A 16,188-nucleotide genomic window follows, 5' to 3' on the forward strand; every position below is an offset into this window, starting at 1 on the left:
AGACATATTAGTTCAGCACCTCTTCTAGGGCGCGCAAACAGAGCGCGACATTCTCACGACGGGCACCAAAGCCCATTAGACCGATACGCCACGCTTTACCTGCAAGTGCACCAAGACCAGCACCTATTTCAAGGTTGTAATCCTTAAGTAGACGCGCACGCACCGCGGCATCATCAACACCTTCGGGGATATAAATGGCATTAAGCTGTGGCAAGCGCGAATCTTCAGCGACCACAAATTTCAGGCCGAGCTTTTCAAGGCCGGCGCGCAGCACTAAATGCATGTCTTGATGACGTTTCCATGCATTTTCTAAACCTTCGGCCGCCAATAAACGCAGCGATTCGTGCAGGGCATAAAGCGCATTAACAGGCGCAGTGTGGTGATAGCTACGCTTACCGCCGGCACTGGTCCAATAGGCCATGACCAGACTTTGATCGAGGAACCAGCTCTGCACTGGCGTTTTACGGTTTTTAAGCTTTTCCACCGCAGCGGGTGAGAAAGACACGGGCGATAACCCCGGTACACAGGAAAGGCACTTTTGGCTGCCAGAATAAATGGCATCGATGCCCCATTCATCGACCCTTAACTCCACGCCACCAAGGGAAGTCACCGCATCGACAATCGATAAACAGCCGTATTGCTTCGCCAGCGCGCACAGGGTTTTAGCATCACTTAACGCGCCTGTTGAGGTTTCGGCATGCACAAAAGCAAGGAATTTAGCATCGGGGTTGGCCTTAAGCGCCGCTTCAACGGCTGCAGGGTCGACTGGCGTACCCCATTCGTTATCCACCAGCACCGCAATCGCACCAACGCGCTCGACGTTTTGGCGCATACGCTCACCAAACACACCATTGCGGCACACAATCACCTTTTCGCCGGGTTCGACTAGGTTCACAAAGCAGGTTTCCATGCCCGCACTGCCGGGGGCCGACACTGCCATCGTCATTTCATTTTTGGTCTGAAACGCATATTGGATCAGGCTTTTAAGCTCATCCATCATAGCGACAAACAATGGGTCGAGGTGACCGACGGTCGGTCTTGCCTGTGCGGCTAACACTTCAGGATAAACATCCGATGGACCTGGGCCCATCAAAATGCGGCGAGGGGGATTAAAGGCAGAAAAATGCGGTGCAGGTAACATCATGTCTCCTTAATGCGTAGGGTCGAGGTCTGACTATTATTAGAGCATTCACTCTTGATTTGTTAAACCAAATTACCACAAAAAGGGGCGCCTGTGCGCCCCTCCTTTAGCCTAAGTTGTAACCTAACGCTAAGTGACTACACAGGCAGGTTGTTTTTCCCTTTTCCGGCATTCAAAAACAGCTGATAAGCAGGGCTTTGCGTCTCTTCTTGATAGACAAATCCCAGCTCAGTTAAAAACTGCTGAAACGGCAAGGCATCGCCCTCGGGCACTTCAAACCCCGCCAGCACTCGGCCAAAGGCTGCGCCGTGATTACGGTAATGGAATAAACTGATATTCCACTTGCTCTGCAAGGTGGTTAAAAACTTCAGCAGCGCACCGGGATGCTCGGGAAACTCGAAGCTAAATAGGCGCTCCTCTAATGGCTCTGGCGGATGACCACCGACCATATAACGCACATGCAATTTCGCGGTTTCATCACCGGATAAGTCCTGCACCTCAAAGCCATGGTCTTCTAAGGTATTGATAATTTGTTCTAGCTCACCCTGACCTTTGGTTAGGCGAATACCCGCAAACACCACCGCCATATCGCGGCTGCTAAAGCGATAATTAAATTCGGTCATCACCCGCTTTTCGAGCAGCTCACAAAAACGCAGGAAGCTCCCTGGACGCTCGGGCACTTTAACCGCCAGCACCGCTTCTTTTTGTTCACCCAGCTCGCAGCGCTCCGACACATACCGCAGGCTGTGGAAGTTCACATTCGCGCCACTTAAAATCGCCGCCACCTTCTCGCCGCGACCACTCTCACCTGTAGCATTGGTGCTGACATATTTTTTAAGCCCAGCCAAAGATAAAGCACCTGCGGGTTCGGCAATGGCGCGGGTATCCTCAAAAATATCTTTCACTGCTGCGCAGATTTCGTCGGACGTGACCGTCACCACGGCATCTACACACAGCTTGGCGACACGAAATGGCTCGGTGCCGATACGCTTAACCGCCACACCATCGGCAAATAAACCGACTTGCGCCAGCGTCACCGGCTCGCCCGCTTCCATCGCCGCCTTTAAGCAGGCCGCATCTTCAGGCTCAACGCCAACGATTTTAACCTGTGGCATCACCGCCTTGTAATAAGCAGCAATCCCAGCAATTAAACCGCCACCGCCCACGGGCACAAAAATCACTTCAAGGTCGCGCTGCTGTTGCAGCATTTCTTGGGCAATGGTGCCTTGACCAGCGATAACAGCTTCGTCATCGAAGGGGGCGATATACACCCGCCCCTCCTGCTGCGCCATTGCCATCGCAAAACCATTGGCTTGATCGAAAGCTTGGCCGTGCAATACCACGTTGCCACCTAAGCGGCGAACCGCATCGACTTTAATATCCGGCGTGGTTTCGGGCATCACAATCACCGCATCCACACCACGACTGGCCGCCGACATTGCCACGCCTTGGGCATGGTTGCCCGCCGAGGCACACACCACGCCGCGTTGGCATTCAGCTTGGCTCAACTGAGCAATGCGGTTATAGGCGCCGCGCAGCTTAAAGGAATGCACAGGCTGCATATCTTCGCGCTTTAAAAACACTTGGCAGCCCAAACGCGCCGAGAGTTTATTCAGGCTCGAGAGTGGTGTCACTTTCGCAACGTCATAAACCGACGACAAAAGGATTTTTTGCAGGTAGCTTTGCGCAAGCTGACTCTTTTCTAAGGCAGAAGTGGCCGACTGCGCCTTATCGGACTGAACTTGAGAAGCCTGCGTCTCAGCCTGCTCCGTTTGCGACGATGCGAGAGATAACATATCAGTCCTCCAACTTACTGCGATCGCGCACCGCGCCCTTATCGGCACTGGTGGCAAGCATGGCGTAGGCTTTAAGTGCCATCGACACATAACGCTGACGCGAAAGCGGTTTCCACGCCATTGGCCCACGGCCGAGCATGGTTTCACGGCGCGCAGCCAATTCGGCATCACTCACAGCGAGCTTGATACTGCGCTTAGGAATATCGATTTCAATGCGATCGCCGTTTTCAATCAAGGCAATCGTGCCGCCCGCCGCCGCCTCAGGCGACACATGGCCGATGGATAAGCCGGATGTCCCACCAGAGAAACGTCCGTCGGTAATTAGCGCGCAAGCCTTGCCTAAGCCGCGGGATTTTAAGTAACTGGTGGGGTACAACATTTCTTGCATGCCTGGGCCGCCTTTTGGCCCTTCGTAACGAATCACCACCACATCACCCGCCAGCACTTCGCCACCTAAGATGCCAGCGACTGCATCGTCTTGGCTTTCGTACACCCGAGCACTGCCGATAAAGGTCAGGTTAGACTCATCCACACCCGCCGTTTTAACGATACAGCCATTGTCGGCAAGATTGCCCGACAACACGGCCAGACCGCCCTCTTGGCTAAAAGCAAATTCGCGGCTGCGGATACAACCTTCTCGCCTGTCATCGTCCAGCGATGGCCAGCGGCAGTCTTGGCTAAAGGCTTTAGTGGTGGGAATGCCAGCAGGTCCCGCCATAAAGAATTGTTTTACGTTGTCATCTTGGGTTTGCATGACATCGTACTTGGCGAGCACCGACTTGAGATTGCCGCCCGCATCGGCAGCAACATGTGGCACATCGGTATGCAGTAGTCCGGCGCGGTCTAACTCGCCTAAGATACCCATCACGCCACCGGCGCGGTGCACATCTTCCATATGGTATTTAGCGGTCGACGGCGCCACTTTACAAAGGTGCGGCACTTGGCGCGACATACGGTCGATATCGTCCATAGTGAATGCCACGTCAGCTTCCTGCGCCGCAGCCAATAAGTGCAACACAGTATTAGACGAACCGCCCATGGCAATATCCAGCGCCATGGCGTTTTCAAAGGCTTTAAAGCTGGCAATGTTGCGCGGCAGTGCCGAGGCATCATCTTGTTCGTAGTAACGTTTGGTCAGTGCCATCACGCGGCGGCCCGCTTCTAAAAACAGTTCGCGGCGGTCGCTATGGGTCGCGAGCATGGAGCCATTGCCCGGCAGCGACAGGCCTAGGGCTTCGGTTAAACAGTTCATCGAGTTGGCGGTAAACATGCCCGAACAGGAGCCGCAGGTTGGACACGCACTACGTTCGATCTTGGCACTATCTTCATCGCTCACACTCGAGTCGGCCGCGGCCACCATGGCATCGACTAAGTCGAGCTTAATAAGTTTGTCCGACAGTTTGGTTTTACCCGCTTCCATCGGCCCACCCGAAACAAATACCACGGGAATATTGAGGCGCAGCGCCGCCATCAACATACCGGGGGTGATTTTGTCGCAGTTAGAGATACAAACCAGCGCATCGGCGCAGTGGGCGTTGACCATATACTCGACGCTATCGGCGATCAGTTCCCGCGAGGGCAGACTATAGAGCATGCCACCGTGGCCCATGGCGATACCATCATCGACAGCGATGGTGTTGAATTCTTTGGCAATACCGCCCGCCTCTTCGATGGCGCCCGCCACCAGTGAGCCCATATCTTTTAAGTGCACATGGCCGGGAACAAACTGAGTAAAGGAGTTGGCAATCGCAATAATCGGCTTACCAAAATCATTGTCTTTCACCCCTGTGGCGCGCCATAGCGCACGGGCACCCGCCATATTGCGGCCTTCGGTACTGGTTGCTGAACGTAACTTTGGCATTGACTCTATCCCTTATCTCAAATCGAAAATCGTGCCCTTAGGCCTTGCTGCAGCGCTAATACCCGCAGCCACTGGATGCTTATGCGTGTACTTTTTGTTGCTGCAAGTTTAGCGGTAACAGTACCTTACATTGAGTGACATCAATCAATTTATTCAATTGATTGCTGAGCAGCTCGATGGCGCGCTCGCTGTCCACTTCCATGTCCAGTGACAGGCTCGCATCGTCGTTCATCCGCATCTGCATTTGGGTGATCGTAAAACCACGATGGCGAGTCACGCGCAAAACACGCTCAAGCACTTCGGGGCGTTGTTGAACCGTTAATTCCAGAGAGTGGATCATGTTTGTTTCTCCATTTCGTCCATCATATCGCTGTTTGATGCGCCAGGGGGCACCAGTGGCCAAACGTTAAAAGCATCGTCAATTGCAACGTGTAACAAATACGGGCCCTTAGCCGCTAACATTTCGGTTAAGGCCTCCTCCACTTCATCGGAAGAGAAAATCGTGCGGCCGGGAATATCAAATGCAGAGGCCAATAACACAAAATCAGGATTGTCAGACAAATCGGTTTCGCTGTAGCGCTCTTCAAAAAACAGCTGCTGCCACTGCTTCACCATCCCCAGTTTTTGGTTATCAATCAGCAGGATCTTCACCGGTAATTTGCGGCGCTTGATGGTGGTCAGCTCCTGCACGTTCATCATAAAAGAGCCATCGCCAGACACTGTGACCACAGTTGCATCAGGGCGAGCCACTTGAGCACCGATAGCAGCGGGTAAACCAAAGCCCATAGTGCCTAAACCTGCGCTGGATAAATGATCTTCAGGGCGACGGAACCACATATGCTGGGCGACCCACATTTGATGCTGGCCCACATCGCAGCACACTACGCTGTCTTCGGGCAGTTTATTGGCTAAACGGCGCAGCATAGCGGGAGCGTAGATTAAACTGCCGGGATGTTGATAATCCCATTGGTGTTTGCGGGCAAGATGTTCCACTTCAACTTGCCAAGGAGTGATATTCAGCGCCATAGCAAGGGCGGGGAAAATCTGGCGTAAATCACCGGCAATGGCAACATCGGGCTGGCGTAATTTACCGAGCTCAGCGGCGTCGATATCTAAATGAATGACTTTGGCTTTATTGGCAAAAGTCGCTAAACGACCTGTTACTCGGTCATCAAAGCGCGCACCCGCAACCACTAATAAATCACAATCCTGCACCGCAAGGTTAGCCGCCTTACCGCCGTGCATACCTAACATGCCTAAATAACCCGGCGTACCATGGGCAATACTGCCTAAGCCCTTTAACGTGGCGACCGATGGCATACCTGTCGTGTTGATAAAATCCCGCAACTGATCGACCGCCCCTGCCATACCTACACCGCCCCCCACGTACAGCATAGGTTGCTTTGCTTGCGCCAACAGCGCACGGGCAGCGTCGATATCACTCATCTCGGCTTGGGGTTCATTAGTCACGGCCAGTAACGGTGTGCGGTATTCAAGGTGAGCGATTTGGATATCCTTGGGGATATCCACCAGCACTGGGCCAGGGCGACCCGATGCAGCGATTTCAAAAGCTTGGTACAAGGTCGGGATAAGATCATTTACATCCGTCACCATAAAACTATGCTTGGTGCAGCTTAGCGACATCCCCAACACATCAATCTCTTGAAACGCATCTGTGCCTATCACGGCGGTTGAGACCTGACCCGTAATCGCCACCACAGGCACTGAATCCAATAGCGCATCGGCAAGTGAAGTGATTAGGTTGGTTGCGCCTGGGCCAGAGGTGGCAAAGCACACGCCGGTTTTACCACTGGCTCTGGCGTAACCTACGGCGGCAAAGGCTGCGCCTTGTTCGTGGCGGCTTAAGAGATGTTCGACAGGGCTTCCATAGAGGGCATCGTAGATTGGCATAATGGCACCACCTGGGTAACCAAATACTGTGGTAACACCATGTGCTGCCAACACTTTTATAACCGCGTCTGCGCCTCTTATCATCTGCCCTGGTTCCATATTTTCTCTCGCTACCTTAATTCTGAATTGTCGAAAATCGACTCGTAATCTGTGCTGGTTCGAAATGTAAGTCCCAAAACCTGGGGCCTGAAAACGAAGAACCCCCCGGTCCTTTCGGAGCGGGGGGTTCTTTCGAAACTTTTAACCTTTTAGGTCTACCAGTTTGCCATGCGCCGCCCCCGCTGTGATTTAATAATCACGACGGTAATAATCACGAGAATGAGCTTGGCAGCTTGGTTAAACATCAATATGGATTCCTAATCGGTATTCTATATGAGTATCGCGTTAATTCTTGCGTCCCTGACTGAGACGGCTTACGGCAGGAGGCTTACCCCGCCGCGAGCTATTAGCTTTACCATAAAGCGACAGCCAAACACAATAAAAAATTTTCTAATGTCAAAAAAATTCAGCTTCCCTGCCGAGACAATGCAAAACAACAAAGTAAAACGTTAACAAAATCGCGTTAGTGGCGAAAAACGCCGACTAACCCATGTCAGTTTTGCCCGCTCGACAACCAACGAAGCAGGAATCAATTTGTCACGCCAAGCCCCACATCCTTAGGGGCTCGGCTTTTATCCATTAAGCTCCAACAATACTTTTCATATCAGTCATATAGCCACGAAGTTCGGCACCGATATATTCCACAGCTGTGTGGCGAATCGCATCGTTAATCGCGATTAATTGCAGATTATCAACACTATTAGAACTATCCTTCAGACCCGCACCTAAATACTCTGGCGACATGGCATTCACATAGTCACGCAGCAGTGGTACTGCAGCATGGTTGAACAGATAACAACCGTATTCTGCGGTATCCGAGATCACCACGTTCATCTCGTACAGACGTTTGCGGGCAATGGTGTTAGCGATCAGCGGTGTTTCATGCAGTGACTCATAGTAAGCCGACTCTTCAACAATCCCCGCAGACACCATAGTGTCGAACGCCAGTTCCACACCCGCTTTGATCATCGCAACCAAGAAAATACCCTTATCGAAATAAGTTTGCTCGTCGATATGTTCGCTCGAAACAGGCGCATTTTCGAAGCCCGTTTCGGCTGTTTCGGCGCGCCAACGCAGCAGGTTCGCATCATCGTTAGCCCAGTCTTGCATCATAGTGCGAGAGAACTCACCGCTGATGATGTCATCCATGTGCTTTTCAAATAATGGTTGCAGGATTTCTTTTAAATCTTCTGCAATTTCAAACGCTTTAATCTTGGCAGGGTTAGACAGTCTGTCCATCATGTTGGTGATACCGCCGTGCTTAAGCGCCTCGGTCACGGTTTCCCAACCTTGTTGGATTAACTTAGCGGCATAGCCAGGCTCAACACCATCGGCCACCATTTTTTCATAACCTAGGATGGCACCCGTCTGCAACATACCGCAGAGGATCGTTTGCTCACCCATCAGATCCGATTTTACTTCAGCGATAAAAGAGGATTGCAACACGCCAGCACGGTCGCCGCCTGTGGCGCTCGCATAGGCTTTCGCGATGTCTAAACCATCGCCATTTGGGTCGTTTTCGGGGTGCACTGCAATCAAGGTCGGCACACCAAAACCGCGTTTGTATTCTTCACGCACTTCGGTGCCTGGGCACTTAGGCGCAACCATGATCACTGTAATATCGGGGCGGATCTGCATGCCTTCTTCAACGATATTGAAACCATGGGAGTAAGACAGAGTCGCGCCTTGCTTCATCAGCGGCATAACTGCACTCACTACATTGGAATGCTGCTTATCGGGTGTTAGGTTCAGCACTAAATCGGCGGTAGGGATTAGCTCTTCAAAGGTGCCGACTTTAAAGCCGTTGTCTGTAGCTTTTTGCCATGAGGCACGTTTTTGGGCAATGGCTTCAGGACGCAGGGCGTAAGCGATATTCAGCCCAGAGTCACGCATATTCAGACCTTGGTTAAGGCCCTGAGCACCACAGCCTAAAATCACAATATTCCAATCTTTGATGTAATTGCAGCCATCACTAAACTCAGAGCGGTCCATAAAACGGCACTGGCCAAGTTGTGCTAATTGTTGACGCAAATTCAGAGAGTTAAAATAGTTAGCCATCTGAGATACCACCTTTCAGTCGGGAATTGGGGACTCAACCAATATCAACCTATTGTTAACGATTGGTTGTGATTGAAATCACTATAACCTATGGCTATCGTTGCTTAAAATGATATATTCGAAACCTCATATTGCGTTTTTTGCAATGTCATTTTCAGTTTCAATACCGCAGATAAGCGGCCAATAGGACGAGGTTATGGACATACGCACCCTCAAATTGTACCTACACTTATGTGACAGTTTGCACTTTGCCAAGACGGCGGAGCAGATGCATGTCAGTCCCTCGACCTTAAGCCGCGCATTGCAGCGGCTCGAAGATGAAGTGAACGCAAAGCTGTTTGAGCGGGATAACCGCAGCGTGACCTTAACCCATGCGGGACGTGAGTTTAAATTGTTCGCCGAGCAGACGCTGCACCATTGGCGCGACCTGCGGCATAGTATTGATCTTAAGCAGGATGTACTGCGCGGCACCTTAAATCTCTATTGCTCAGTCACCGCCGCCTACAGCCATTTGCCGCAATTATTGGAGCGTTTTCGCCAAGAGCATCCCTTTGTCGAAATTGCGCTTACCACGGGAGATGCGGCTAATGCACTGGCCGAGGTACAACAAAATCGTGCCGATATTGCCATTGCCGCGCTGCCGGATCCTTTTCCTGCCACACTGCATTTTGCCAAGATTGATGATGTGCCGCTTTCATTAATCGCTCCCACTATGCGCTGTGCGGTGCAGCAACAGATTAACCAAGCTCAGATAGACTGGTCACGAGTACCTTTTATCATTCCTGACCATGGACCAGGGCGACGACGAGCCGATAATTGGTTCAAACAGATGGGGATTAGTCCGAATATTTATGCCCAAGTGTCGGGACAGGAAGCCATAGCATCTATGGTGGCACTTGGCTGTGGCGTGAGCATTAGCCCTGAGGTGGTGATCAATAACAGTCCAGTACGGGATCGTATTCAGTTGTTACCTTCGCCAGTCAGTATTGCTCCCTTCGAACTAGGCTGTTGCTGTAAGGTCAAACGCTTGGACGATCCGATTGTCAATGCGTTTTTAGAGGCGATTTAAGCTTACAGGAGATAAAACGGGACTGAGTCCCGTTTTCCCTACTTTATTACGCTAGATTAGGTATCTGGCGACTGTAATTTATCATTCGCCTCAATACGCGTCACCAGCAATTGGTCGACCTTGTAGGCGTCAATATCCACCACTTCAAACTTATAACCGGCGTAATTAACAAAGTCGGTGCGCTTAGGAATTTTGCGCAGCATGTACATCATAAACCCGGCAATGGTTTCGTAGTTTTGGCTGTGAGGAAACTCTTCAATACCAAAGGCGCGCATGACGTCGGTAATCGGTGTCACCCCATCCACTAACCAAGAATTACCATCGCGGGCAATAATTTGCTCTTCGCTTTCGTGTAGCGACCAAGCGCCCATCACCGCACGTTGTAAATCGTTGGTGGTCACAATCCCAACCACAAGGGCGTATTCATTCATCACCACGGCGAAATCGGCGCGGCTATTTTTGAAGTATTCCATCGCCTCAGAAAGACTTAAAGTGTCAGGAATAATCAACGAAGTATGGACAAGGCTGGTGTCTTTTAAGGTAATTTTTTCGCCGTTAATCACACGGATCAACAGCTCCTTTGCGTCAACAAAACCTTTGACCATATCCAATTGGCCATCGCAGACCAAAAACTTAGTATGGGGATCTTCGGCAATTTTACGCTTGATATCCTCCTCGCTATCTTGCAGCAAGAAATACACTAAGCTCTCTCGTGCTGTCATGGCAGAAGTGACTGAAACGGTCTGCATTTCAAACACATTTTCCATCATTTGTTGCTCGCCCTTGTCGAGCACCCCCGCTTCAGCACCGGCATTCATTACCGCATAAATATCATCGGAGGTGATTTCGTCATTTCGAGCCGTTGGAATTTGTAGCAGCTTAAAAATCGCGCTGGCCATACCATTAAAAAACCAAACTAATGGTCTTAACACGGTAATACAAAAACTCATCGGGCCAACAACGGCCAAAGCAACCTGCTCTGGCATCGCCATCGCGATACGCTTAGGCATTAAATCCGCGACCAAAATAAAAGCACTGGTAACAAGCACAAATGACATCACAAAGCTCACCTGGCTCAGCCAAGGATCGGCCAACCAAGGTGAAAGGAATTGATAAAAATAGGGGCGAAATGCTGATTCACCCACAATACCACCCATGATGGCAACAGCATTCAAGCCTATTTGAACCACAGTAAAAAAGCTGCCGGGATACGACTGTAAATGCAGCACTTTTTCAGCTCTGGCATCGCCCTCATCGGCTAACTGACGTAAACGGATTTTCCGTGATGCGGCCAAAGCAATTTCCGACATGGAAAAGAAACAACTTGCACCAATTAAACACAATATAATCATCACGTTATCTAAGAGACTCATGTAACACCTTTTATTTCACACTTGACTTACTTGCACCAACCCGCGCAGTGATTTTCGCGTGCCAGTTAAATATTACCCAGATACAGGGTTGAAATGTCGCGATAAAGAGCCAGTACAGCAAATAACCCTTTGCTACACTTTAATAATCGCCATTGAGCTTAAAGAGTATGATGCGTTCATTATATCCGCTAATCGCTTTACTATGCGTGATTCTGCTCTCGCCTGTTACCTATGGCGCCGATGAGCTTTCCCCATTTAGGTTACGCTTTTGTGTCGAAGAGACTGAATATCCACCGTTTAATTACTTTGTTCGACAAGATGGTATTAAGACTTCCACGCTTAGCGGCTACGACATTGACCTGCTAGAGCGCACCTTTAAGCCCATTGGAATTGATTATGAAGTACTGGCTTTGCCTTGGCTCCGCTGTTTAAAAGACGTCCAAAATGGCAGCATAGATGCTGCGATGAGCGCATCGCTCAACCGACAAAGAGCGACTGATTATATCCCATCTATCGCTTATTATTACCTCACTCCAAGTTATTTTTATTTAAAAGCTGAATTGGACCCGCTGTTTCATATCGATGATATCAATCAATTAGCTCACTTTGGCAAGGTTTGCGGCATTAAAGGATTCAACTACGATAATTTTGGCTGGCGTAAAGAGACTCCCCTTAGCGAAATACATTCCCTAGGACATTTACCGGAAATGCTACTAAAACAAAGATGTAAGTTCTTTCTCGCCCGCAAAGAAATACTGGCGGGCACGCTAGCTTTGGCGCATGCTGCACAACTCCCTCAAGCACTAGCATCAAAGATCTCTCCTAATGCTCAGCAAGAAGCGTTTTACATGCTGATTTCTAAACATTCAGCCCATAAGGAGCTGATTGCTCATGAGTTTAATCGGCAGGTAAAAACGATGCAGGAGAGTCATCAACTCGAAACCCTCTATCAATTTCATATTCAAAAACTTACTCACGGGGACGATAAGGGCAGTAATTCGCTTTAGGGCCAATTTGTGGGTGGTTACGACAGGTTTCAGGGCGTTGGTGATAAATAGTACAGCGGCGAGTTTTACCATCTAGATATAGGCAATCATCATTCGCCATACGGGAAAGGGTAAAAATCGCCGTTTTATGGTTATAGTTGTCAATAATACGCGCTTTTTGCAGGCGCTTGGCAATCGCCTTAAGATCGCCTTCGGCTTCAAAGTCATCCACCAAACCCATGCGCACTAAGTCACTTACGGTCACTTCAACGGGCAAAGTACAACAAGTTGCATGGCAGGTATCACACAGGCCTTTGCGATATTTTTGCCAAGTTGATAAATCATCAATATTAAAAATCGATACCGAATTTACCGTATTTTTGCTCCGTTTTGACACACCAAAACCTTCAGATAAACAATAAAGGGCAGCAATTATAACAGGCCCCAAATAGAAATAAATCTGTGGTCACAGACGGAACCAAGGCTTGACTAATACAAGCTCAAGAATGAGCTAGTGCTGTTTGAGGCGACTCCATCACCACTGTATTGCGACCACGCTCTTTAGCGCGATAAAGGCAGATATCGGCACGGCGTAATACATTCGAAATGGTGAGTTCATTTAATGCATCCGGCGGTAAATACACTCCACCAATACTAAGAGTAATCTTACCGGTAGGTGCACCCAAGTGCGGAATATTCAATGCAGCGACTTGATTGCACAGTTGGGTAGCAATGGCTTCCAATTGGATTGGTGTGATTTTCGCTAAAACAACTGCAAACTCTTCGCCACCAATGCGAGCTAGCAGCGCATTGGGTGGTAAAATTTCACAGCCTTTTAAATCCTGAGCCACTCGCCTAAGTACAGCATCGCCTTCAATATGCCCGTAGTTGTCGTTGTAACTCTTAAAATAATCAATATCCAACATCAACACACCGACTGCTGTGTTGCCATGGAGTAATGTGTCGAGTGTTTGTGTAAAGGGGCGTCGATTGCTCAGCCCAGTTAACTCATCGGTTTCAGCCATAACTCTGAGTTGCGTATTCACCGTTACCAGTGCTTGCTGTAAGTTAAGCATCTGTCGCTCTTTTTCTTCACGCAGCAATAACTCGTTCAGCGCTGCGGAAAACTGAGTCAACATCACTTTTTTTTGTTTAGTCCAATTTAGTGGTCGAGAAACCATTGAGAGCGATAATAGCCCGACAATTTCATCGGCATTTTTCATGGCAAATGCGGCAATAGAGCAAATACCAATACCTCGAAGTAACCCGTATTCTTCAGGCGATGTTTGCTTCAATGAGTCGACATTCTCGATAACTAATGTCGATTCCTGCTCAAATTTTTGTGCCAGCAAAGTAACAACATCCGCAGAAATACTAATAATTTCAGATACATTAGATTCACTAGACCAAACGCAACGGTAATTTACCTGTCGTTGGCTAAACTCTATTAAGCTTACCCTTTCGACATCAAATAATCGCCCGATTTTACGGCAAACCTCAGTGAGGTTGTTGTCTAAGTTAAGGGTCTCCACTGTTAAAAATTGCAATGATATTTCAGCTAACAGTTGGCTAGCTTGGGACTGCCAATTGAGCGCTTGAGTCCGCTCATCAACTAAACGTGCTAACTGACTTTGCTGTTGCTGCAATGCACGCTTTTGGCGTTTATTAACCGCGAGATCGTTGCGAATTCTTTGATACATAGCCTGAAGCGATTGAGCAACATGACCAATTTCATCAGGATTTCTCACCACACTATCGGGTACGGTTAACTTAGGTAATGCATTCAGATTTATCTGGTTAGCAAACCGCTCCAATTCCGATAAACGATTGGTCACCAATAAACGCACCAGCGTAAGGATAAGATAAATCATCAGTAAGGTTTTAAGCCCATTGCCTAAGACAATAATGATCAATTGTTGCCATAATTCGTAATAGAGTTTGTCCGTATCCAGCCCGACAGTCAGCATACCAATCTGTTGTTCCTGATACATAATTGGGTAACGAAACAGAGTTTGTCGAGAATCCTTAGCGTGAATCGCCTTGCCCAACTGCATGGCTACGCCATCGATACTCTCTAAATTGACACTCGACACCATCGGCATCATGCCCAAGCCTGAAAGCAAATCAGATAACAGACCATGGTCCACATCCCAAAGTGACTTAGCAATAGTGGGTAAGATCGATTCGGAATATTCACGAATATCGGCAGTTGTATTATCAATGCTTTCTTGATAATTCCAGACTAACTGCACCAGCATGGTCAGGACAGCAAAAAATGAGCTCACCCCAATAATAGTGAGCGTCATTCTATGACTGATGGAATGATTACGATGCTTCATGAATACCTATTAATTACTGTTGTGATAACTTATCCACTATTTGTGTCTTAAAAATCCCAGCCCAATCCCTTGCAACTAACTTCTGATAAAAAGCTGAATCGGGATTAAGTACCCTAAAGAGTTCTATATCCTCATAGGAGGAATAACGTTGGGTCTCTTGGTATTGTTTGAGCTGAATTAACCCTAAAGCACCCGCTAAAAAATGCCCACCTCCCAGAGCACTCACTTTACGTTCTTGGCAGAGCGACAAAATCTCAGGGGAAGTATTAATCGAACTGACCAGTACATCACGTCCAGGTTCAAGGCCCTTTTCGCGGAGTGCTTTTACCACTCCGATAGCCATTTTATCGTTCGCCGTCCAGATTAAGGTTAAATCCGGATAACGGCTGAGCAAGGTTAATGTTTGATCATAAGCAATATCTTCACGCCATTGACCATATACCGTTTGAGTAACAATAACATTGGGTTGCATAAAGAAATAATCATTAGCGCCTTGAGTTCTTAACACTGATGCGGGCGTAGATTTATCGCCCGAGATTAATAAAACCTTAGCCTTTTTATTTTCTAAACGACTTAGCAAATTTTTAGCGGTATCAGCACCAATAGCATAGTTATCTGGGATAATCGCTGGTAATAAATAAGTTTGCCAATGTGGATCTGCCAATAAGTGTTCTCGCTCGGCGACAGAAATATCATTTAAAATCAATTGAACATATATGGGATACTGATAAAGCATCTGCAACATTTTTATCGCAGACTGCTTCTCATTCACTAAAATAATATGAGTAGGAAGTGATGGGTGAGATTTTAATAACGTTTCTAATTGAGCAATCATTTTAAAGTGATTGCGATCTGAATGTATGATTTGCAAATTAATATCAAGCTTTGATGAAGCCACCTGCATTAATTTATCGACATCACCCCAAAAGCTATCCGTAACCGCGCCCGGATTAAAAAAAACCACATCCAATTTAGCCCACGCAGGCAAAGCAAAACACAGTATGCCTATCCATAAACAACGTAAACATAATAGATGCAAAGGCGAGTACTCCTCGACCGTGTTTCCCCGCATGTGATCCATCACAGAGGTCACTTTATTATTATCGATTCACAACCTTGTTACCGCATAATTACCAAAACAACTCAATGGCAACCAACACTTCGATTAAACCACAAAATAACAAAAAGTGTACTTTATAATAAAGAATATTAATTTTCGCTCCTGTTTTAAGCTCGAAATTATAGAATATTCATTTAATATTAATAAGATAACTCGACGTATAAGATAAGAGGCTATTTTTAATCCCAATATTAGGGCGTGTTGACGTTTCGAGATTAGATTTTGTTCGTTCTGGCAAGTTCGTGCTCGCGAAACGAGGAATGATGTGTAGTTATTCTACTCAAATGACGAGCGGCTCTTATGACAGAAAGTAAGAGCAAGAGCTTGCCAGACGACCCCTTCTGGCAGCATTTGGCTGGCTTTTCTGCCGCGTTATCGTCCGTTTATGTAGAATAACTACACGGCACGGACTTTGCCTTGCATAAAAGCCAGCCT

General features: G+C 48.2%; 12 protein-coding genes. 2 read left to right on the top strand and 10 right to left on the bottom strand.

Annotated elements, in window-relative coordinates; all coding sequences use genetic code 11:
- Positions 1–7: 7 nt before the first annotated feature.
- The 6 genes from M0413_RS06115 to ilvC form a co-directional block, all read right to left on the bottom strand.
- A complete protein-coding gene (locus M0413_RS06115; RefSeq protein WP_069454090.1) occupies positions 8–1,141 on the bottom strand; it encodes a pyridoxal-phosphate-dependent aminotransferase family protein in 1,134 nt (377 codons plus the stop codon).
- A gap of 137 nt (positions 1,142–1,278) precedes the next feature.
- Positions 1,279–2,937, bottom strand: a complete 1,659-nt coding sequence (gene ilvA / locus M0413_RS06120) for a threonine ammonia-lyase, biosynthetic (RefSeq protein WP_249553471.1) — start codon at positions 2,935–2,937, stop codon at positions 1,279–1,281.
- A gap of 1 nt (position 2,938) precedes the next feature.
- Positions 2,939–4,798, bottom strand: a complete 1,860-nt coding sequence (ilvD, locus tag M0413_RS06125; protein ID WP_249553473.1) for a dihydroxy-acid dehydratase — start codon at positions 4,796–4,798, stop codon at positions 2,939–2,941.
- Positions 4,799–4,877: 79 nt separating this feature from the next.
- Complete coding sequence (gene ilvM, locus M0413_RS06130) at positions 4,878–5,138, bottom strand: acetolactate synthase 2 small subunit (RefSeq protein ID WP_109277610.1); 261 nt, start codon at positions 5,136–5,138, stop codon at positions 4,878–4,880.
- Positions 5,135–6,808 (bottom strand): acetolactate synthase 2 catalytic subunit, encoded by a 1,674-nt coding sequence (gene ilvG, locus M0413_RS06135; protein ID WP_172588034.1) that lies wholly within the window; start codon positions 6,806–6,808, stop codon positions 5,135–5,137. The genes ilvM and ilvG overlap by 4 nt, the downstream gene beginning before the upstream one ends.
- Before the next feature lie 579 nt (positions 6,809–7,387).
- A complete protein-coding gene (gene ilvC, locus M0413_RS06140) occupies positions 7,388–8,866 on the bottom strand; it encodes a ketol-acid reductoisomerase (RefSeq protein WP_069454086.1) in 1,479 nt (492 codons plus the stop codon).
- Positions 8,867–9,062: 196 nt separating this feature from the next.
- Here ilvC and ilvY point away from each other — a divergent pair, with 196 nt between their 5' ends.
- Positions 9,063–9,935 (top strand): HTH-type transcriptional activator IlvY, encoded by an 873-nt coding sequence (gene ilvY / locus M0413_RS06145; RefSeq protein WP_069454085.1) that lies wholly within the window; start codon positions 9,063–9,065, stop codon positions 9,933–9,935.
- 56 nt (positions 9,936–9,991) lie between these two features.
- On the opposite strand, the gene paeA is transcribed toward ilvY, so the two are convergent.
- Entirely contained in the window at positions 9,992–11,308 is a 1,317-nt protein-coding gene (gene paeA, locus M0413_RS06150; protein ID WP_037423329.1) for a polyamine export protein PaeA, read from the bottom strand.
- Positions 11,309–11,475: 167 nt separating this feature from the next.
- Here paeA and M0413_RS06155 point away from each other — a divergent pair, with 167 nt between their 5' ends.
- Positions 11,476–12,315 carry a substrate-binding periplasmic protein gene (locus M0413_RS06155; protein ID WP_169548246.1) on the top strand — a complete coding sequence of 280 codons (840 nt, stop codon included), beginning with the start codon at positions 11,476–11,478 and terminating at the stop codon, positions 12,313–12,315.
- On the opposite strand, the gene M0413_RS06160 is transcribed toward M0413_RS06155, so the two are convergent.
- From M0413_RS06160 to M0413_RS06170, 3 genes are all read right to left on the bottom strand, one after another.
- Positions 12,278–12,691 carry a YkgJ family cysteine cluster protein gene (locus M0413_RS06160; RefSeq protein ID WP_249553475.1) on the bottom strand — a complete coding sequence of 138 codons (414 nt, stop codon included), beginning with the start codon at positions 12,689–12,691 and terminating at the stop codon, positions 12,278–12,280. The two genes, M0413_RS06155 and M0413_RS06160, sit on opposite strands and share 38 nt — an antisense overlap.
- Before the next feature lie 103 nt (positions 12,692–12,794).
- A complete protein-coding gene (locus tag M0413_RS06165; protein ID WP_249553477.1) occupies positions 12,795–14,633 on the bottom strand; it encodes a sensor domain-containing diguanylate cyclase in 1,839 nt (612 codons plus the stop codon).
- 13 nt (positions 14,634–14,646) lie between these two features.
- The gene (locus M0413_RS06170; protein WP_413739705.1) at positions 14,647–15,672 is read right to left on the bottom strand and encodes an ABC transporter substrate-binding protein; all 1,026 of its coding nucleotides are present in this window, start codon (positions 15,670–15,672) and stop codon (positions 14,647–14,649) included.
- Between the last annotated feature and the right edge of the window lie 516 nt (positions 15,673–16,188).

Origin of the sequence: Shewanella sp. 8A (genome assembly GCF_023475945.1) — a bacterium.
Taxonomy (GTDB): domain Bacteria; phylum Pseudomonadota; class Gammaproteobacteria; order Enterobacterales; family Shewanellaceae; genus Shewanella; species Shewanella xiamenensis.